The following is a 19,006-nucleotide window of genomic DNA, read 5'->3' on the forward strand; positions in this document are numbered from 1 at the left end:
TCCGGCCCTGAGGGTTCATTTTTTGTATTCATAAAGAGAATAAACGTGGCAAAGAATATTCAAGCCATTCGCGGCATGAACGATTATCTGCCTGGCGAGACCGCCATCTGGCAGCGCATTGAAGGCACCTTAAAAAACGTGCTCGGCAGCTACGGTTACAGTGAAATCCGTTTGCCGATTGTAGAGCAGACCCCGTTATTCAAACGCGCGATCGGTGAAGTGACCGACGTGGTTGAAAAAGAGATGTACACCTTTGACGATCGCAACGGCGATAGCCTGACACTGCGTCCCGAAGGTACGGCGGGCTGTGTACGCGCCGGCATCGAGCATGGTCTTCTGTACAATCAGGAACAGCGCTTATGGTACGTCGGGCCGATGTTCCGCTACGAACGTCCGCAGAAAGGGCGCTACCGCCAGTTCCACCAGTTGGGTGTCGAAGTGTTTGGCCTGCAAGGGCCGGATATTGATGCCGAGCTGATTATGCTGACTGCCCGCTGGTGGCGCGAGCTGGGGATTGCTTCTCACGTTGCGCTTGAACTTAACTCCATCGGTTCGCTGGAAGCACGTGCGACCTACCGTGATGCGCTGGTGGCGTTCCTGGAACAGCATAAAGATAAGCTCGACGAAGATTGCCTGCGTCGCATGTACACCAACCCGCTGCGCGTGCTGGATACCAAAAATCAGGACATCCAGACGCTGCTGAACGATGCGCCGAAACTGGGTGATTACCTGGATGACGAGTCCCGCGAACACTTCGCAGGTCTTTGCGCGTTCCTGGATGCGGCAGGTATTGCCTACACCGTTAACCAGCGCCTGGTGCGCGGTCTGGACTACTACAACCGCACCGTGTTTGAGTGGGTCACCACCAGTCTGGGCGCGCAGGGCACCGTGTGTGCCGGTGGTCGTTATGACGGTCTGGTCGAGCAACTGGGCGGTCGTGCGACCCCTGCGGTGGGCTTCGCAATGGGCCTCGAACGACTTGTTTTGTTAGTTCAGGCAGTTAATCCGGAATTTAAAGCAGAATCCGTTGTCGATATATACCTGGTGGCGTCTGGCGCCGATACGCAATCCGCTGCAATGCAGTTGGGTGAACAGGTGCGTGATGCGTTACCTGGCGTACGGCTGATGATGAACCACGGCGGCGGCAATTTCAAAAAGCAATTTGCACGTGCAGATAAGTGGGGCGCTCGCGTCGCACTGGTGCTCGGCGAATCTGAAATCGCCGACGGTAATGTTGTGGTGAAGGATTTACGCTCTGGTGAGCAGAGTACGGTAACGCAGGACAGCGTTGCGGCGCATTTGCGCACACTACTGGGCTAATCTCCCCGGTGAATTATCGTTAAGGAGAAGGACTGCGTGGAAATTTACGAAAACGAAAACGACCAGGTAGACGCGATTAAGCGCTTCTTTGCCGAGAACGGCAAAGCGCTGGCTGTTGGCGTTGTTTTAGGTATCGGTGCGCTGGTTGGCTGGCGTTACTGGACCAGTCATCAGGCGGATACAGCAAAAGCCTCATCGCAAGCTTATGAAACCGCGGTCTCCGCGCTTCAGGCTGGCAAACCGGAATCGTTCGTAGCGGCGGAGAAGTTCGCTGCTGACAATAAAAACACCTACGGTGCGTTGGCTTCGCTGGAACTTGCACAGCAGTATGTTGAGAAAAACGAGCTGGATAAAGCCGCCGCCCAGTTGCAACAAGGGCTTGCGGCAACCAGCGATGAGAATCTGAAATCGATGATCAACGTGCGTCTGGCCCGTGTTCAGGTACAACTGAAGCAGCAAGATGTGGCGCTGAAAACGCTGGATGCCGTCAAAGGCGACAGCTGGTCGGCTATCGTGGCTGATTTGCGTGGCGAAGCACTGCTGAGCAAAGGCGACAAACAAGGCGCGCGCACCGCATGGGAAAACGGCATTAAAAACAATGCTTCCCCTGCGTTGAGTGAAATGATGCAAATGAAAATTAATAATTTGTCCATCTAAGAGGGACCCGATGCAATTGCGTAAATTACTTCTGCCTGGACTGCTTTCCGTTACGTTATTGAGCGGCTGTTCCCTGTTCAACGGCGAAGAAGATGTTGTCAAAATGTCCCCGCTGCCGGTTGTTGAAAACCAGTTTACGCCGTCAACGGCGTGGAGCACTTCCGTTGGCAACGGTATCGGCGACTTCTATTCCAACCTGCATCCGGCCTTTGCGGATGGCGTGGTGTATGCTGCCGATCGCCATGGTGTGGTGAAAGCCTTGCATGCCGAAGATGGTCGTGAAGTCTGGTCCGTGAATCTGGCCGAAAAAGATGGCTGGTTCTCTACTCGTTCTGCGCAGCTGTCTGGCGGTGTGACCGTTTCCGGCGGTCATGTGTATGTGGGTAGCGAAAAAGCGCGTGTGTATGCGCTGAACACCAGCGACGGTTCCGCAGCCTGGCAAACGAAAGTGGCCGGTGAGGCGCTGTCTCGCCCGGTAGTCAGCGACGGTCTGGTACTGATCCATACCAGCAACGGCCAGTTGCAAGCGCTGAATGAAACTGACGGTGCAGTGAAATGGACCGTTAACCTGGATATGCCCGCGCTCTCCCTGCGCGGTGAGTCTGCGCCGACTGCTGCTTTTGGCGCTGCCATTGTTGGCGGTGACAACGGTCGTGTGAGTGCGGTGTTGATGCAGCAAGGCCAGTTGATTTGGCAGCAGCGCATCTCCCAGGCAAACGGACCGACGGAAATCGATCGTCTGAGCGATGTGGATACCACGCCGGTGGTGGTGAATGGCGTGGTGTACGCGCTGGCCTACAATGGCAACATGACGGCGCTGGATCTGCGCAGCGGTCAGATCATGTGGAAGCGTGAGCTGGGTTCCGTCAGCGACTTTATCGTTGATGGCAACCGTATCTATCTTATCGATCAGAACGACCGTATTCTGGCGCTCACCACTGATGGTGGCGTGACCCTGTGGACACAAAGCGACCTGTTGCACCGTAACCTTACCGCTCCGGCGTTGTATAATGGTTATATCGTGACAGGCGATAGCGAAGGCTATGTGCACTGGATTAATGTCGAGGACGGCCGTTTTGTGGCGCAGCAGAAAGTCGACAGCTCTGGTTTCCTGACCGAGCCGGTCGTTGCCGATGGCAAACTGCTGATCCAGGCAAAAGACGGTACGCTGTACGCCATCACGCGTTAATCGCGCTGAGGTTGTCGTTCCCGAAGACGGCTCCTGTTGCAGGGGCCGTTTTCCTGTTTTTAAAACGCTGCGTAAATCGCACCGTTTTGCTAATGAATTTTCTGTAATGAGGCTTCAAACATGGTACCTGTGGTCGCGCTTGTCGGGCGCCCTAACGTTGGAAAATCCACGCTATTTAACCGTTTAACACGCACCCGTGATGCGCTGGTAGCGGATTTCCCGGGTCTGACTCGTGACCGTAAGTACGGTCGTGCTGAAGTGGAAGGCCGTGAGTTTATCTGCATCGATACCGGCGGTATCGACGGCACGGAAGATGGTGTGGAAACCCGCATGGCGGAACAGTCGCTGCTGGCGATTGAAGAAGCTGATGTGGTGCTGTTTATGGTGGATGCGCGCGCAGGCCTGATGCCTGCAGACTCTGCCATTGCGAAGCATTTGCGTGCGCGTGAAAAACCGACCTTCCTCGTGGCGAACAAAACCGATGGTCTGGACCCGGATCAGGCAACGGCAGATTTCTACTCGCTGGGTCTCGGCGAAATCTACGCCATTGCCGCTTCTCACGGGCGCGGCGTGACCAGCCTGCTGGAACACGTGCTGATGCCGTGGATGGACGAGCTGAATCCACCGGAAGAGGTGGACGAAGACGCGGAGTACTGGGCGCAGTTCGAAGCCCGTGAAAACGGCGAAGAAGAAGAGCCGGAAGACGATTTTAACCCGCAGGATCTGCCGATCAAGCTGGCTATTGTCGGTCGTCCGAACGTCGGTAAGTCCACACTCACTAACCGTATTCTTGGCGAAGATCGCGTGGTGGTGTACGACATGCCGGGCACCACGCGTGACAGTATCTACATTCCGATGCAGCGCGATGAACGTGAGTACGTACTTATCGATACGGCGGGCGTGCGTAAGCGTGGCAAAATCACCGATGTGGTGGAGAAGTTCTCCGTTATCAAAACGTTGCAGGCAATCGAAGACGCTAACGTGGTGCTGCTGGTGATTGATGCCCGCGAAGGCATCTCCGACCAGGATCTGTCGCTGCTGGGCTTTATCCTCAACAGTGGTCGCTCGCTGGTGATTGTGGTCAACAAGTGGGATGGTCTGACCCAGGAAGTGAAAGAGCAGGTTAAAGAGACGCTGGATTACCGCCTCGGCTTTATCGATTTTGCCCGCGTGCACTTTATCTCTGCGTTGCACGGCAGCGGCGTTGGTAACCTGTTTGAGTCGGTTCGCGAAGCCTACGACAGCTCTACCCGCCGCGTTAGCACCGCGATGCTGACTCGCATTATGACCATGGCATCGGAAGATCATCAGCCGCCGCTGGTGCGCGGTCGCCGCGTGAAGCTGAAATACGCGCACGCCGGTGGTTATAACCCGCCGATTGTGGTGATCCACGGTAACCAGGTTAAAGACTTGCCGGATTCCTACAAACGCTATCTGATGAACTACTTCCGTAAATCGCTGGATGTGATGGGCACGCCGATCCGTATTCAGTTCAAGGAAGGGGAAAACCCGTTTGCAGAGAAGCGCAACACCCTGACGCCGAACCAGATGCGTAAACGTAAGCGCCTGATCAAGCACATTAAGAAAAGTAAGTAACCATTCGCTCAAAACCCGCCGGCTGGCGGGTTTTTTGTCTGCGGCGGTGTATGATAAGCCCAGCGAAACATTAAGGAGCACGTTATGGATTTAAAATGCCCGACCTGCCACAACCCGCTGGAACTGATGGGAACGCATGCCCACTGCCACGGCTGCGATGCAGACATTGACGTACAGGCCAACTGCCCGGAGTGCCATCAGCCTCTGGAGGTGTTAAAAGCCTGTGGCGCGGTGGACTTCTTCTGCCAGCACGGCCACGGGCTGATTTCCAAAAAACGCGTTGAATTTACCCTGCGTTAAGACTTGCAGATACACGCTTCACCTTCGCGCCACAGCTCGACAAATGAGGGTGGCGCTTTGCTTTCCGGGATCAGCAACAGCATATCTGTCGGCTGTGAGGTCCAGGTTATCTGCACACGGTAAAAGCGCTGATCGCCGCGTCCTGGTGAGTCTGGCTTCCCGGGCGGTTGCCCGAGCGGCAACGCCTGATGCAGGATCTCAACCAGGCGCTGGCGCTGCTCGGCGCTGAGCCGGGCAATGACTATCCGCCGTTTGCCGCTCAGCGCCGGCATAAAAGCCAGCCCGCCTTCACGGGCTAACTCCACCACCGCATCGTCGGTTAATTCCGGTTCGTTCATCATAATACTCCGACATCTTTCCACGCCCGCTCAATGGCCGCCGACACCTTTTTGCCGGAGCGTTTTTCGCCGTGTTTGATGGTGAGTTTCGCGAAGGCGGCGAAATCCGCGTCTTGCGCCAGTGACTTATCGCAGACGGTATCGTACCAGGCGTACCCTGTTTGCTCCCAGGCATGCCCGCCAACGGCGGTCGCCGCCAGGTAAAACGCGCGGTTAGGAATACCTGAGTTCAGATGTACGCCGCCATTATCTTCCCGGGTTTTGACATAGTCCTTCATATGCGCGGGCTGCGGATCTTTACCCAATAACGGGTCATCATAGGCGGTGCCAGGCTCAGACATCGAACGTAGCCCGCGGCCGTGAATGCCTTTTGCCAGCAAACCTTCGCCAATAATCCAGTCTGCTTCGGCGGCGGTTTGCTGTTTGTGATACTGCTTCACCAGTGATCCAAAAACATCTGATAGCGACTCATTCAGTGCGCCCGCTTGTTCAAAGTAGATTAAGTTCGCTTCTGTTTCTGTGACGCCGTGGCTGAGTTCGTGCGCCACCACATCAATGGCTATCGTAAAGCGGTTAAAAATCTCACCGTCACCATCGCCAAAAACCATCTGCTGACCGTTCCAGAAGGCGTTTTGATACTCTTTGCCGTAATGCACGGTGCCACTGAGGATCATCCCCTGGTTATCCAGCGAGTTGCGTTGGTAAATCTGCCAGAAGAAATCGTGCGTGACGCCAAGGTAATCGTAGGCTTCATCCACGGCGACATCGCCATTCGACGGCTGACCTTCGTAGCGCACCTGCTCACCGGGCAGGGTCTCTTTTTGTTTGGCGTCATAAATATCGCGCACCAGTTCACCGGGCGAGGTCACCAGCGGCGCATCCACTTTACCGTGGCTGTGCGCCATCAGCGTTTGCACGTGCGTTAAGGTCTGCCGGGCGCAACGCTGTTGCAGCTCGGAACCATTATCAATAATGCGGCGAAGGATATAGGGCGGGATAACGCTGTACGGGCGATATGAATGCATGTTGATCTCCTTGATAAAACAAAAAAGAACAACAAAAAGTATAGGACCGCAGGATCCGGGGGGCGGACAAATTAGGAGGATTTACGCTGGCGCGGTTTTTTTACGGGCTTGACGGCGCTGACTTCACTTTCTACCCAGCCATCGTTCAGCCGCGTGGTCAGCTTATCGCCCGCTTTCACCTGTTTAGTCTGTTTCAGCACTTTGCCATCCGTCGCAGTAGTCACGCTGTAGCCACGCGCCAGTGTCGCCAGCGGGCTGACCGCTTCCAGGTGGGTGATTGCCGTACCAAAGCGTTCACGCGTGTGACTTAAGCGGTCGCGAATGGTCTGGCTGAGGCGATACTCCAACTGCTGCACGCGGGTTTGCGCCCGGTGAATTCGCGGCTGCGGGTTTTGCTGGTTCAGGCGCTGCATCACGCGCTGCTGGCGTAACGATGCGCGCTTTAACTGGGTATCCAGTGCGTTGTGCATGCGCTGTTGCAAACGTTCCAGCACGGTTTGCTGACGAACCAGCCTCAATTGCGGGTGCTGCTGTTGCAGGCGATGATTCAGTTGAGCAAAGCGGCGGTTGCGGCCTGCCAGGTAATAATCCATCGCCATTTCGAGACGCTGCTGCATCGCCTGCACCTGGCGCAGCAGTTCCAGTTGATTACGGCTGACGATTTCCGCCGCTGCAGACGGCGTTGGTGCTCGCAGGTCTGCGACAAAATCGGCAATCGTCACATCGGTCTCATGCCCGACGGCGCTAACCACCGGAATGGTGCTTGCAAAAATCGCCCGCGCCACGCGTTCATCGTTAAAGCTCCACAAATCTTCCAGCGAACCGCCGCCGCGCCCGACAATCAGCACATCGCACTCCTGGCGCGCATTCGCCAGTTCGATGGCACGCACAATCTGTGCCGGGGCGTCTTCACCCTGGACTGCCGTCGGGTAAATCACCACTGGCAGCGACGGATCGCGGCGTTTCAACACATGCAGAATATCGTGCAGCGCAGCGCCAGTTTTCGAGGTGATGACGCCAACGCAGTGCGCAGGTGAAGGGAGTGGGTGTTTAAACTGCTGATCAAACAGCCCTTCGGCCGCGAGCTTCGCTTTAAGCTGCTCGTATTTCTGTTGCAGTAAACCTTCGCCCGCCGGTTGCATGCTTTCGACCACGACCTGGTATTCACCGCGTGGTTCATACAGCGTAATATTGGCGCGCACCAGCACTTGCTGGCCGTGTTGTGGGCGGAAGGTGACCCGGCGGTTGCTGTTGCGGAACATTGCGCAGCGCACCTGGGCGGTGTCGTCTTTTAAGGTGAAGTACCAGTGACCGGAAGAAGGCTGGGTAAAGTTGGAGATTTCGCCGCTGATCCACACCTGGCCAAGTTCGCGTTCCAGCAGTAAGCGCACCGACTGATTGAGGCGGCTGACGGTATAAATGGAAGGGGATTGGAACGATGACATGTGAGCCAGATCAAATTCTAAATCAGCAGGTTATTCAGTCGATAGTAACCCGATACGAGGGGATAGCAAGTATTTTTCTTAAAAAAGTGTGGATGCAATCGGTTACGCTCTGTATAATGCCACGGCAATATTTAACCCCCCAGGTCAGAGATATTGCCCATGCTACGTATTGCTAAAGAAGCACTGACGTTTGACGACGTCCTCCTCGTTCCCGCTCATTCCACCGTTCTGCCGAATACTGCCGACTTGAGCACGCAGCTCACCAAAACCATTCGCCTGAACATTCCTATGCTCTCTGCGGCGATGGATACCGTGACTGAAGCGCGCCTGGCAATCGCCCTGGCACAGGAAGGCGGCATTGGCTTTATTCACAAAAACATGTCAATTGAGCGCCAGGCGGAAGAAGTTCGCCGCGTGAAAAAACATGAATCCGGCGTGGTTAAAGATCCACAGACCGTGCTGCCGACCACCACCCTGCGCGAAGTCAAAGAGCTGACCGAACGTAACGGCTTTGCCGGTTACCCGGTTGTCAACGGCGACAACGAACTGGTCGGTATCATCACCGGTCGTGATGTGCGTTTCGTGACCGACCTGACCCAGCCAGTCAGCGTTTATATGACGCCGAAAGAGCGCCTGGTGACCGTTCGCGAAGGGGAATCCCGCGAAGTGGTGTTCGCTAAAATGCACGAAAAACGCGTTGAGAAAGCGCTGGTTGTGGACGACAGTTTCCACCTGCGCGGCATGATCACCGTGAAAGACTTCCAGAAAGCAGAACGTAAACCGAACGCCTGTAAAGATGAGCAGGGTCGCCTGCGTGTTGGCGCGGCAGTCGGTGCCGGCGCGGGCAACGAAGAGCGCGTGGATGCGCTGGTTGCCGCAGGCGTTGACGTACTGCTGATTGACTCCTCTCACGGCCACTCCGAAGGCGTGTTGCAGCGCATTCGCGAAACCCGTGCTAAATACCCGGACCTGCAAATCATTGGCGGTAACGTCGCAACTGGCGCAGGCGCACGTGCGCTGGCGGACGCGGGCGTGAGCGCGGTGAAAGTCGGTATCGGCCCTGGCTCCATCTGTACCACCCGTATCGTTACCGGCGTGGGCGTTCCGCAGATCACCGCCGTTTCCGACGCGGTTGAAGCACTGGAAGGCACTGGCATCCCGGTTATCGCTGACGGCGGGATCCGCTTCTCTGGCGACATCGCCAAAGCAATTGCTGCTGGCGCAGCCGCTGTGATGGTTGGCTCCATGCTGGCGGGTACTGAAGAATCCCCGGGCGAAATCGAACTCTACCAGGGCCGCTCTTACAAATCTTACCGTGGGATGGGCTCTCTGGGCGCGATGTCCAAAGGCTCTTCTGACCGCTACTTCCAGAGCGATAACGCCGCCGACAAACTGGTACCGGAAGGCATCGAAGGCCGCGTGGCTTATAAAGGCCGCCTGAAAGAGATCATTCACCAGCAGATGGGCGGCCTGCGTTCCTGTATGGGTCTGACCGGCTGTGGTACTATCGACGCCCTGCGCACCAAAGCGGAATTTGTGCGCATCAGCGGTGCGGGCATCCAGGAAAGTCACGTTCACGACGTGACCATCACCAAGGAATCCCCGAACTACCGTATGGGTTCTTAATGATTTTCGCGCCCGGTTTTACCGGGCGCTTTCGTAACTTGCCTCGGAAGTAGCGTCAATGACGGACAACATTCATAAACATCGTATTCTGATCCTCGACTTCGGTTCCCAGTACACCCAGCTGGTTGCGCGCCGCGTGCGTGAACTGGGCGTTTACTGCGAACTGTGGGCGTGGGATGTCACCGAAGCGCAGATCCGCGACTTCAATCCAAGCGGCATCATCCTTTCTGGCGGCCCGGAAAGCACCACCGAAGACAACAGCCCGCGCGCCCCGCAGTATGTGTTCGAAGCAGGCGTGCCGGTACTTGGCGTGTGCTACGGCATGCAGACCATGGCGATGCAACTGGGCGGCCACGTTGAAGGCTCCAGCGAACGTGAATTCGGTTATGCGCAGGTAGAAGTTCAGACCGACAGCGCGCTGGTTCGCGGCATTGAAGATTCCCTGACCGCAGAAGGCAAGGTGCTGCTGGACGTGTGGATGAGCCACGGCGACAAAGTAACGGCTATTCCGTCTGACTTTGTGACCGTTGCCAGCACCGAAAGCTGCCCGTTTGCGATTATGGCGAACGAAGAAAAACGCTTCTACGGCGTGCAGTTCCACCCGGAAGTGACCCATACCCGCCAGGGCCTGCGCCTGCTGGAGCGCTTTGTGCGCGACATCTGCGAATGTGAAGCGCTGTGGACGCCGGCAAAAATCATCGATGACGCCGTTGAGCGCATCCGCCAGCAGGTGGGCGAAGACAAAGTGATCCTCGGCCTTTCTGGCGGCGTGGACTCTTCCGTCACCGCAATGCTGCTGCACCGCGCCATCGGTAAAAACCTGACCTGCGTATTTGTGGACAACGGTCTGCTGCGTCTGAACGAAGCCCAGCAGGTGATGGACATGTTCGGTGACCACTTCGGTCTGAACATTGTTCACGTGGAAGGCGAGTCCCGTTTCCTGTCTGCGCTGGCTGGCGAGAACGATCCGGAAGCGAAACGCAAAATCATCGGTCGCGTGTTCGTGGAAGTGTTCGACGAAGAAGCACTGAAGCTGGAAGACGTTAAATGGCTGGCGCAGGGCACCATCTATCCGGACGTGATCGAGTCTGCCGCTTCAGCTACCGGTAAAGCGCACGTTATCAAATCTCACCACAACGTGGGCGGCCTGCCGAAAGAGATGAAGATGGGTTTGGTTGAACCGCTGCGTGAGCTGTTCAAAGACGAAGTGCGTAAAATTGGTCTGGAACTGGGCCTGCCGTACGACATGCTGTACCGCCACCCGTTCCCGGGGCCGGGCCTCGGTGTTCGCGTACTGGGCGAAGTGAAGAAAGAGTACTGCGACCTGCTGCGTCGTGCCGATGCAATCTTTATTGAAGAGCTGCATAAAGCCGATCTCTACAACAAAGTGAGCCAGGCCTTCACCGTGTTCCTGCCGGTACGCTCCGTGGGCGTGATGGGCGACGGTCGTAAATACGACTGGGTTGTCTCTCTGCGTGCAGTCGAAACCATCGACTTTATGACCGCGCACTGGGCGCACCTGCCGTACGATTTCCTCGGCCGCGTCTCCAACCGCATCATCAATGAAGTCAACGGCATCTCCCGCGTGGTGTATGACATCAGCGGCAAACCGCCAGCTACTATTGAGTGGGAATGATATTAGCCCTCCTGATTAAACGTTAAAATCAGAAAAAACCAGCAAGCTTTGCAGTTGCTGGTTTTTTTTTGCGGGAGTATGAATATTTAAATGAGAAAATGTTATGTTCTAACATTCTAATTAAACGTTATTTGAAAACATTATTATTTCTTCTTTAGAATAAGGGTTTAAACTATATAGTATAGATATTAAATATATCTGCGTCCGTGATAAGTATTTCTTTTTGTTTCGTTTTGAATAAAAATAATATTTTATATTAATGCTGAGGATTATACTTAAAATCTTATTGTTGGAGGTCGTAGTGATTGATTGGGAAGGCCCTTTGTTAAACGGTTCTGACTATTTTAAAAAAGGGCGCATGTTATCATTTTGTTATTAATCCTGCTGATACAGCTTCTGCTATTAATTCATTTTCTGAAGATAATTTACTTATTGCAAAAATTACTTTATACCTTGCCCTGGTTATCGATAAGTAAGTTTCTCTGATCATCTGTTGCTCGATCGCTGATTCAAATGCTTGGTTATCTTTAAAGCTAAGTACTCCTTTTTCAAGACCAACAACTATAACAGCATCGAATTCTTGACCTCCAACTTGCGCAGGTCTACATAATACGACAATCGGTTGTTCTGATTTTATTTTTTCACCTCGTTCTCGAAGTACCTGAAAAGGTAAATCTGCTTGAAATAGTTCACTCTCAATTGTCGACCAAAAACTTTCGGTATGGCAAATTACGGCAATTTGTCTAATGTTTTCAGATCTAAAATCTCTAACTCTTTTGAGGATGAATCTCCCAAAATTCTTTGACTCTGGAGACTCTTTCTCAATTGAAGGCTTCCCAAATCGCATACTTTTAACGGGGCAGTTAAAACTTTCAATAGATGTGAAATCCGGGAAGTCGCTACTAAAAAGGTTTGTGCTTCGCTGTATAATAAAAAAAGCAAGTTTTGCTATTTCTAGAGTTGATCGTCGGATAGAGTCAAGATTCTGGCTCGATATGTCTTTAATTCCCAGAGTAGCAAGCCCTGCATTAGACTGACCGTAAAATGATTGTGCTTCATCAAGCGCAAGGGCAATTGGCACATGAGCTTTAGAATCATTAGAAAGCAATGAAAATAGTCTTCGTTCATTCTCGTTAAAAAGTTGAGCTTCATCCACAAAAATATAATCGAAGCCTTCTGATTTCCTCCGTAAGCGCCAGACAGGTGTTCTTATTGAACCATAGAGAGATAATGCTAAATCATCTGGGTCAAGTACCCCATAATTCTCAAAAACTTCACGGTGGTACCATTCGAAGATTGTAAATATAAATTCACGCTCTTCTTTACTTAAAACACCATGAAGACGGCTGAGATTTCGCTCTGATTCAACATACCTTCTTTTGTCTTGTTCCAACCCATGGCCTTTAATTGATATTGATATTTCGGATAAAAGTAATTTTGCAAAGATCTCTCCAAGGTCTGTGTTTTCAAAAACAGATTTTAATAACTCGCTATGCGATATTTTATCTAGATGATTTTTCTTTTCTTGTATCAATCCCTCTTTAATTTGCTGAAGTTGAAATAGTTTTGCATCATCTGCATCACGATCCAATATCGAATCAACAGATAGTTGTAGTTTTTCTCTACAATATTCAGATAGAGTTGATATTTTTATATTTGATAATAGATCTGATTTTTCTCCAGCGAGCAATTGAAAACGTTGCAATACCTTAGATTTCATCGCATCAGAATGAACTATGTACATTATTTTACATTCTTCATTTCGTTCGTGGGCTGATTCAGCCTTTTTTAATGCTAATAGCTGCATTAAAAGCGTTTTGCCCGATCCTCCTGGACCGAGTATGCGCAGGGGATATCTATCTAGTGCTTCAGATGATAATACTTTTCGTTGTGCTTCTGTTAATGGACTGTCTTGTGCTACCCAATCATCATAGTTGAAACTCATTGTGCGATATACATCATCTGCAGCCAAGGATTTGTCACCTGCCACAATTTGGGAGTTGCCGAAATCATTTTTGAGCCCTGCTTCATCCAAATAATTTTTAATAGAAAAAGACAGAGATTCAAGTGTAGGATCGTTCTCAGCAGGTTCGAATTTCACTGCGGATATAATTTTATTTGCAGTTGATGCTAATTCATTTATTAATGGTATATGATCTTCTACGCACTTAACTAACTCTCTGAAACTATCACCTGGGCCAACTGAAAGTAAAGTTCTGCTCGACGATTCCTCTCCCCCATTAATTTGATCATAGTATCCTATGCTGTACTGTCTTGCTTCAGTACCTCTGCCTGCTAATAGGGTGTGGATGTTATCGTCATGCTTTCTATGCATGAATGCGCCTTCAACAAGTAATCCTTGAAGCCTTTGGTTGGCAAGGTATATTGATCTTTCTAACGACTCTTTTTTGATGTTTGGCACGCTTGTAATTGAGTGTTCGCCAGATAGTTTAATAATTGCTAATGATTCTTGTCCAGTGCCAATTAAATAATCGGAGTGCCAAATGCAAAATAATTTATTATCTTGAGATACGGATATTTTAAATGGTCCTTCATTGTATAATTTGCCCGATAAAATATTAGGGGTGGCTGATGTCTTTATCATGACATCTTGGAGTTTATCAATAACTCCAATCTTTGGTAATAACCACTCTGCCATACCCTGGGTTAATGCAATAAACATAGGATTATACTCCTTTGATTTCGGTGACAAAGTTTTCAATTGTGTGTGCTGTAAAATCTCGAGAACCTAGTCGCATAAACATCGACAGGTATCTTGAGATTAAATCGGACAAAAAATCATCTTTTAGACCAGATGCTTTTATAGGCCACTCATCAAAAAAATGGGCTATGGGGGAGCTGGCTGCCAAAGTTATTCGATCATCACCCCACCAAACGGATGAAGAAGATTGTGCGGCATCTAAAACTTCAATTGGTACAGTATATGAGTGGCGAAATAATGCTACTGAGTGCACAGGAACTGCTGAGTACTCCCCTGCATTATTAAATGCAGGTAAAAAATGAACATCTGATTTATATGAGTTTGTAAATATTTTTTTGAGAATATCTTCGTATTTTGTTTTTCCTAGAATAATTTCGAAATTCGGGGAGGGTTTATCATTTCGATGGGCCATTGGTAAATTGACGTAAGATATATAATTACAATATTCTTTTAATTGCTCATATAGTGCTTTTTTCTTTTTGTCCTTTTCCAGGTTTTCCAGAAGAGGATAGAAAATAGTGGTATCAGGATTGGAATATCTCGACGTATGGCTCTTTTCCTCTCCAATATTTTTAATCTTCGAATTGATTTCTTTCCATAGATCAAAATAAAATGCTTTACTGTAGAGATAATCACGTAGTGGTATTATTGGTAATATAAAAGCTGTTTCAGTTTTTTTTTGACTCAAATCACAAGCGGGAGTCAATACTATGCCTGAACATTTATTTAGCTTGGCAATCCCCCAACTTGGCAAATTAAGCCAAATGTCACCTGTCTCATGTTCAATTGATGGAAGGTTTTTGTAAAAATCTTTGGCTTCTATTTTACTGGTTATCGGCATAAATTCTGTCTTCCTATCTGATTTGACGTACCTTTTTCTTTCTGCTTATGACATGTACTTGTTTGCTTAAGTTAAATTTATGGGTGTGAGTCACTTATCTGACAAATGCTATGTAAAATACAATGTTAGCATATTGTAATGGAATGCGACTCTTTGCAATGTAAATTTAATGAATATATTCTTTGTCATCATTCCATTGCATGTTTTGTTAACCGATTTGTTGAGCATTGATTTCAGGAATCTCAATTTTCGTGATTAGCAAGTTATTATTAGTATTTAACATCTGATCAGCTGGTTTAAGTTTCTGCTTAGTATTTCCATGAATATTGAAAAACTTCAAATAAATAATAAAATCAAAGGATTATGAATTATTTGAGTTAATATATTATATTTTGTAGGGTGAATATCCCATTAAAACCTGTTGAAATAATAATTATTAATCTTCAGGATTAATGAATTTAATTGATTGTGTACGGGAGTATTATGAAGGTGATTATTTGTTTCTACTAAATTAACATATGTAAGTCTGATAACAGAGTTGGCTTTTTCGGGGGCAAAATTAATGGAATTATATATGGTTTAGCTATAATTGAATTAGGTAATGTTGCTTCCAGTATTTACCTTTCTGCAGTGTCATCCGAAGGGGGAATAACAATTAATGTGGGGAATTTAGCGTTGCTCAAGAGGTAGAATAATATTATATAACGTTAAAGTGCATGTTTTCGAAACGACTGGGTGTTCACAAGCTATTAATTAAACGATAAATAGTCCCAAACTATGATTGTTTAATCGTCAAAATCTAAATAAACCATCCAACCCCACCCCCAGTCCATCCGCAATGACGGCGATTACCTCTAACGTTGGGTTCCTCACTCCCCGCTCAATCCCGCTGATGTAAGTGCGATCTAATCCGCACTTATCTGCGAATGCTTCCTGAGAAAGCCCGCGCTCTAAGCGGAGGGCTTTTATGCGTTGTCCAAAACGCACGGTGATGTCTTTTGTATTTTCCATGCCCGACAGCATCGTACTTCGTTGCTTATCAGACCACGGACGATGAGTCACATAACAGGCTGCCTGGTTGATCTCATTGGCAAAATCGATCAGCCGGGTTCGTTGAAGATGAACAGAGTAGAGAGTTCGGTATGAAGGGCGATTGCGAGGATATAAAGCACTTCCAGTGTTGGATTACGGGTGCCGCGTTCGATGCCGCTAATATAAGTGCGATCAAGGCCGCACTTCTCAGCAAAACTTTCCTGCGAAAGTCCTGCCTGCATACGCAGCGTTCTAACTCGTTGTCCCAGCAGGACTCTGATATCTTCGGTTTTTTTCATGCCTAAAGCATTGGCATTTGATGACTATAAGTCCACGGACTATTAGTCACAATTCTAAAATGTTGTGCTATTATGTGACTTATAGTCAACATGAAAAGGAGAATCACCATGGAATATCAGGACTGGCATCCGGCAGATATTATTGCGGGTTTACGGAAAAAAGGGACATCGTTGGCGGCACTTTCTCGTGAGTCTGGGCTGGCTTCATCCACGCTCGCCAATGCCTTAACCCGGCACTGGCCGAAAGGGGAGCGGTTAATTGCTGAAGCGTTAGATACCCGACCAGAAGCCATCTGGCCGTCGCGGTATCCGGGGGGTCAATCCGATCAGTGTGCGTATGAAGAGCAGGGCGCATAAACGCTAAAGTGTAAAACGGTAATGCTCCCGTGCCAGGGGCATTACCGCCTTCTCAATACATCCATTTCTCCACAACCTCATCGCCGAGGTGTTCGCGCAGCAGATCTTCATTATCCTCTTCGTCGTGGGCGGCCAGCAGGCATTTGAACATCAGCACGTCGAGATACTGGCCCGTGTCGCTGAAGATCTGCGTCAACATCGGCGAACTGTCGTGATCGAAGTACCACACCTCGCCCGTTTCCCGGTGGAAGCACCACAAATTGCCGTTGCCGAGGTAGTCGCCAAAAGCAACCAACTGATCAACCAGCGCCGACAGCTGTTCTGCGTCCGGCGCATCTTCCAGGATGTCGCTAATGCCGGGGTAAGCATCCAGCAGCGGTTCGATGCTGGCGTATTTCTCGGGCACTACGCTGCACAGCCTTTCCGCAAGGTCTAGTGTGCCAATCTGTTCATGGTAGCGGCGCAGCAGCGGTGGAAGGGCGCAGCCCAGCCGCTGTTCCAGTGCGTCTACATCCAGAGTTTTAACCGGAGTGATGGGCGGCGGGTTATTCCACAGGTCGAGGTAAGCCTGCGCACAGGCGCGCCACCACGCCAGCCGCTCTGCTTCGTCGGTAAATGCTGGCCACGCAAGTGGCGGCAGTGCCTGGTCATCTGAAGTCATTATCGTGTCCCGGTTAATAAGTCTGGCTGTCGACAGTGAAGCGGTAATTCATATCCATATCGGCGGTTGCGTGCTCGCGTTCGGTTTTCTTCAGCACGAACTCAATAGCAGGTTCGTAATCGTCGCCGCGCAGCACTTCCCCGGCAAGGATCTCAACCTCATACATACCGTTGTCGATGTCAATTTGCGGTCGCCCTGGCTGGCGATAACGCTCCTCAAGCGCGCTGATTTGCGCATCGGTGAAGTTTTGCAGAACTCGCCAGGTGAACAGCCGAAGCTGGCGGTTTTCGACCCGCAACACATAGCCGCTGCGCTGGTGCTGTAAGCGGCTCTCTGGCTTGAGCAGTTCTGGTGTCTCATCCGCAAGGTTGAAAATAATGGTGTACGGGTAATTTTCGATGCCCGCTAAGGGGATGACGATGCCCTCCTGCACAGCCTGGTCGCTGCTCTCATTACTGACAAACTCGGATGCCAGATCGTCATCAAGTGCATGCTCTTCCTTCCAGGCCTGCAACAGGCGGATGTCACCCAGCAAAAAGTAATCAATCAGATCGTTGAGTACCTCAACGAATTCATAACGCATCATCAGTTCCTTTGTCAGCCTTGCCGCCATTCGGGAATAAGGTAACGCACTGTAGAGGTCGTGAGAACAGGTTATTGATCTTGCTGGTCGTATTACCCATCGGTTGCGAAATTTTATTCAGCACCTCGGACTCCTTATGGGTATTAAAATTGGCATTTTTAAGCGGCGATTTTGCGTTTATTTCTGCCATTGAGAATTTACCCAATGTATTGCAAACCTGTTTAACCAGTGGCATATCTATTAAAAATACGAAAATAAAGCTACCTGCGGAATGTATATTTCGCGGGTTGTGTTAGCGTCAGGGAAAAGGTTTTATGCGTAAAGGTAAAATTATTGTTGCATCGATGATGTTATTTTGTGTTCTGTGTTTTGCGGTGGTGGCGTTATATTTTCTGGTGCTGAAAAGTGATGATGGGCAATCGGCAGATCAGCCACATGCCGCCGCCATACTTCAGGTCGCCGGGTTAGTGCGTGCTAATAAACCTGACCCGGAAACGATAAAAACGCTTTTCGCGCGCCGGGTTATTGTTCGCCAGGTCAACCTGGACAGCGGCGAATTACTGCCGGTGGCAGCGCATCAGGACGCGCAAAAAACCTGTGTGACGCTGGCGGCCGATCAGGACCCGGCGCAGATACGCCAGCGTTGCAGCATTGCCGATATCTATTTCATTCAAAACAATGAGCATGAAATTCAGCAGGTTATCCTGCCCGTTTCGGGCAAGGGCGCGAAGTCGATGATGCATGCGTTTCTGGCACTGGAGAGCGACGGGCGCACGGTGAAAAACCTGCTGTATTACGATCAGGATGAAACACCGGGCCTGGGCGCGAAGGTGGACGATGCAGACTGGTTGCGCCAGTGGCCGGGCAAAAAAGTGCTGGATGATCGGGCGCAACCGGCGTTGAAAGTGGTTCAGCAGAATAGCGGAAATAGCGATAACTACACGGTGGATGGTATTACCGGCGCAACAATGACCTCGGTTGGCGTGGAGAAAAGCATTAATTTCTGGACGGGCGATCGCGCTTATGGCCATTTCCTGCAACGCCTGATGAAAGATAAGCAAATATTATCGAATCAGTAATCCGTACCGCAGTTATTTACGTTAAGTATAAAAAGCCAGCCATGTTGTTATTGCTGGCTTTTTATTAACGTTTAGCGAATGTTATTTCCCCGAACGCTGTGCGGGAAAATGCACAGCCGTTCTGCACCTTGCCAAAAAATAGACTGCGCTTACTTTCATGGAAAGTAAGGTTATTTCTGCCCGTTCTTCATCATTTATTTACATAACTTGTCACTGTTTGACAGTTTCATGATCCTGGTCATGTACAAAAACCAAAAAAGAATCATGATAATCATTATCATTTGTATTTAACGGGTGTGC

General features: G+C 50.2%; 18 protein-coding genes. 9 read left to right on the forward strand and 9 right to left on the reverse strand.

Annotation, left to right across the window (positions count from 1 at the left end; genetic code table 11):
- Window positions 1–45: 45 nt before the first annotated feature.
- The 5 genes from hisS (at window position 46) to N7922_RS06715 (ending at window position 5,062) form a co-directional block, all read left to right on the forward strand.
- Window positions 46–1,320, forward strand: a complete 1,275-nt coding sequence (hisS, locus tag N7922_RS06695; RefSeq protein WP_263099796.1) for a histidine--tRNA ligase — start codon at window positions 46–48, stop codon at window positions 1,318–1,320.
- Between the two features lie 36 nt (window positions 1,321–1,356).
- Entirely contained in the window at window positions 1,357–1,977 is a 621-nt protein-coding gene (locus N7922_RS06700) for a YfgM family protein (RefSeq protein ID WP_263099797.1), read from the forward strand.
- 10 nt (window positions 1,978–1,987) lie between these two features.
- Window positions 1,988–3,166 (forward strand): outer membrane protein assembly factor BamB, encoded by a 1,179-nt coding sequence (gene bamB, locus N7922_RS06705; RefSeq protein ID WP_263099798.1) that lies wholly within the window; start codon window positions 1,988–1,990, stop codon window positions 3,164–3,166.
- A 120-nt stretch (window positions 3,167–3,286) separates the two neighbouring features.
- Window positions 3,287–4,762, forward strand: coding sequence for a ribosome biogenesis GTPase Der (gene der / locus N7922_RS06710; RefSeq protein WP_263099799.1), 1,476 nt, complete (start codon window positions 3,287–3,289; stop codon window positions 4,760–4,762).
- 84 nt (window positions 4,763–4,846) lie between these two features.
- Complete coding sequence (locus tag N7922_RS06715) at window positions 4,847–5,062, forward strand: zinc ribbon domain-containing protein (protein ID WP_263099800.1); 216 nt, start codon at window positions 4,847–4,849, stop codon at window positions 5,060–5,062.
- Here N7922_RS06715 and N7922_RS06720 read toward each other — a convergent pair.
- From N7922_RS06720 to xseA, 3 genes are all read right to left on the reverse strand, one after another.
- Window positions 5,059–5,400 carry a protealysin inhibitor emfourin gene (locus N7922_RS06720; RefSeq protein ID WP_263100849.1) on the reverse strand — a complete coding sequence of 114 codons (342 nt, stop codon included), beginning with the start codon at window positions 5,398–5,400 and terminating at the stop codon, window positions 5,059–5,061. The genes N7922_RS06715 and N7922_RS06720 overlap by 4 nt on opposite strands.
- Complete coding sequence (locus N7922_RS06725; RefSeq protein WP_263099801.1) at window positions 5,400–6,425, reverse strand: M4 family metallopeptidase; 1,026 nt, start codon at window positions 6,423–6,425, stop codon at window positions 5,400–5,402. The genes N7922_RS06720 and N7922_RS06725 overlap by 1 nt, the downstream gene beginning before the upstream one ends.
- Before the next feature lie 71 nt (window positions 6,426–6,496).
- Window positions 6,497–7,870, reverse strand: coding sequence for an exodeoxyribonuclease VII large subunit (gene xseA / locus N7922_RS06730; RefSeq protein ID WP_263099802.1), 1,374 nt, complete (start codon window positions 7,868–7,870; stop codon window positions 6,497–6,499).
- 159 nt (window positions 7,871–8,029) lie between these two features.
- Between xseA and guaB the strand changes: the two genes are divergently transcribed.
- Together guaB and guaA are read left to right on the forward strand one after the other, a co-directional pair.
- A complete protein-coding gene (guaB, locus tag N7922_RS06735) occupies window positions 8,030–9,496 on the forward strand; it encodes an IMP dehydrogenase (protein ID WP_263099803.1) in 1,467 nt (488 codons plus the stop codon).
- A 58-nt stretch (window positions 9,497–9,554) separates the two neighbouring features.
- A complete protein-coding gene (gene guaA / locus N7922_RS06740) occupies window positions 9,555–11,132 on the forward strand; it encodes a glutamine-hydrolyzing GMP synthase (protein ID WP_263099804.1) in 1,578 nt (525 codons plus the stop codon).
- Window positions 11,133–11,496: 364 nt separating this feature from the next.
- On the opposite strand, the gene N7922_RS06745 is transcribed toward guaA, so the two are convergent.
- The 4 genes from N7922_RS06745 to N7922_RS06760 all read right to left on the reverse strand — a co-directional run bounded on the left by N7922_RS06745 (window position 11,497) and on the right by N7922_RS06760 (window position 16,026).
- Window positions 11,497–13,815 carry a UvrD-helicase domain-containing protein gene (locus tag N7922_RS06745; protein WP_263099805.1) on the reverse strand — a complete coding sequence of 773 codons (2,319 nt, stop codon included), beginning with the start codon at window positions 13,813–13,815 and terminating at the stop codon, window positions 11,497–11,499.
- 4 nt (window positions 13,816–13,819) lie between these two features.
- The gene (locus tag N7922_RS06750; protein ID WP_263099806.1) at window positions 13,820–14,695 is read right to left on the reverse strand and encodes a hypothetical protein; all 876 of its coding nucleotides are present in this window, start codon (window positions 14,693–14,695) and stop codon (window positions 13,820–13,822) included.
- A 792-nt stretch (window positions 14,696–15,487) separates the two neighbouring features.
- Window positions 15,488–15,706 carry a helix-turn-helix domain-containing protein gene (locus tag N7922_RS06755; RefSeq protein WP_263099807.1) on the reverse strand — a complete coding sequence of 73 codons (219 nt, stop codon included), beginning with the start codon at window positions 15,704–15,706 and terminating at the stop codon, window positions 15,488–15,490.
- Window positions 15,707–15,795: 89 nt separating this feature from the next.
- The gene (locus N7922_RS06760; RefSeq protein WP_263099808.1) at window positions 15,796–16,026 is read right to left on the reverse strand and encodes a helix-turn-helix domain-containing protein; all 231 of its coding nucleotides are present in this window, start codon (window positions 16,024–16,026) and stop codon (window positions 15,796–15,798) included.
- Window positions 16,027–16,134: 108 nt separating this feature from the next.
- On the opposite strand from N7922_RS06760, the gene N7922_RS06765 reads away from it, so the two are divergent.
- The gene (locus tag N7922_RS06765) at window positions 16,135–16,383 is read left to right on the forward strand and encodes a helix-turn-helix domain-containing protein (protein ID WP_263099809.1); all 249 of its coding nucleotides are present in this window, start codon (window positions 16,135–16,137) and stop codon (window positions 16,381–16,383) included.
- A 52-nt stretch (window positions 16,384–16,435) separates the two neighbouring features.
- Here N7922_RS06765 and N7922_RS06770 read toward each other — a convergent pair whose 3' ends face one another.
- Together N7922_RS06770 and N7922_RS06775 are read right to left on the reverse strand one after the other, a co-directional pair.
- Window positions 16,436–17,044: an SMI1/KNR4 family protein gene (locus N7922_RS06770; protein ID WP_263099810.1), complete on the reverse strand. Its 609-nt coding sequence runs from the start codon at window positions 17,042–17,044 to the stop codon at window positions 16,436–16,438.
- 13 nt (window positions 17,045–17,057) lie between these two features.
- Window positions 17,058–17,630 carry a hypothetical protein gene (locus N7922_RS06775; RefSeq protein ID WP_263099811.1) on the reverse strand — a complete coding sequence of 191 codons (573 nt, stop codon included), beginning with the start codon at window positions 17,628–17,630 and terminating at the stop codon, window positions 17,058–17,060.
- 311 nt (window positions 17,631–17,941) lie between these two features.
- Between N7922_RS06775 and nqrC the strand changes: the two genes are divergently transcribed.
- A complete protein-coding gene (nqrC, locus tag N7922_RS06780; RefSeq protein WP_263099812.1) occupies window positions 17,942–18,706 on the forward strand; it encodes an NADH:ubiquinone reductase (Na(+)-transporting) subunit C in 765 nt (254 codons plus the stop codon).
- Window positions 18,707–19,006: the final 300 nt, after the last annotated feature.

The sequence above is a fragment of the Kosakonia sp. ML.JS2a genome (assembly GCF_025642095.1).
Lineage (GTDB): Bacteria > Pseudomonadota > Gammaproteobacteria > Enterobacterales > Enterobacteriaceae.

What these genes read in the sequence shown, in the direction of transcription:
- bamB (WP_263099798.1), top strand. Translation starts at nt 1,988, where the DNA reads ATGCAATTGCGTAAATTACTTCTGCCTGGACTGCTTTCCGTTACGTTA.
- der (WP_263099799.1), top strand. Translation starts at nt 3,287, where the DNA reads ATGGTACCTGTGGTCGCGCTTGTCGGGCGCCCTAACGTTGGAAAATCC.
- N7922_RS06715 (WP_263099800.1), top strand. Translation starts at nt 4,847, where the DNA reads ATGGATTTAAAATGCCCGACCTGCCACAACCCGCTGGAACTGATGGGA.
- N7922_RS06720 (WP_263100849.1), bottom strand. Translation starts at nt 5,400, where the DNA reads ATGAACGAACCGGAATTAACCGACGATGCGGTGGTGGAGTTAGCCCGT.
- N7922_RS06725 (WP_263099801.1), bottom strand. Translation starts at nt 6,425, where the DNA reads ATGCATTCATATCGCCCGTACAGCGTTATCCCGCCCTATATCCTTCGC.
- xseA (WP_263099802.1), bottom strand. Translation starts at nt 7,870, where the DNA reads ATGTCATCGTTCCAATCCCCTTCCATTTATACCGTCAGCCGCCTCAAT.
- guaB (WP_263099803.1), top strand. Translation starts at nt 8,030, where the DNA reads ATGCTACGTATTGCTAAAGAAGCACTGACGTTTGACGACGTCCTCCTC.
- guaA (WP_263099804.1), top strand. Translation starts at nt 9,555, where the DNA reads ATGACGGACAACATTCATAAACATCGTATTCTGATCCTCGACTTCGGT.
- N7922_RS06745 (WP_263099805.1), bottom strand. Translation starts at nt 13,815, where the DNA reads ATGTTTATTGCATTAACCCAGGGTATGGCAGAGTGGTTATTACCAAAG.
- N7922_RS06750 (WP_263099806.1), bottom strand. Translation starts at nt 14,695, where the DNA reads ATGCCGATAACCAGTAAAATAGAAGCCAAAGATTTTTACAAAAACCTT.
- N7922_RS06755 (WP_263099807.1), bottom strand. Translation starts at nt 15,706, where the DNA reads ATGGAAAATACAAAAGACATCACCGTGCGTTTTGGACAACGCATAAAA.
- N7922_RS06760 (WP_263099808.1), bottom strand. Translation starts at nt 16,026, where the DNA reads ATGAAAAAAACCGAAGATATCAGAGTCCTGCTGGGACAACGAGTTAGA.
- N7922_RS06765 (WP_263099809.1), top strand. Translation starts at nt 16,135, where the DNA reads ATGGAATATCAGGACTGGCATCCGGCAGATATTATTGCGGGTTTACGG.
- N7922_RS06770 (WP_263099810.1), bottom strand. Translation starts at nt 17,044, where the DNA reads ATGACTTCAGATGACCAGGCACTGCCGCCACTTGCGTGGCCAGCATTT.
- N7922_RS06775 (WP_263099811.1), bottom strand. Translation starts at nt 17,630, where the DNA reads ATGATGCGTTATGAATTCGTTGAGGTACTCAACGATCTGATTGATTAC.
- nqrC (WP_263099812.1), top strand. Translation starts at nt 17,942, where the DNA reads ATGCGTAAAGGTAAAATTATTGTTGCATCGATGATGTTATTTTGTGTT.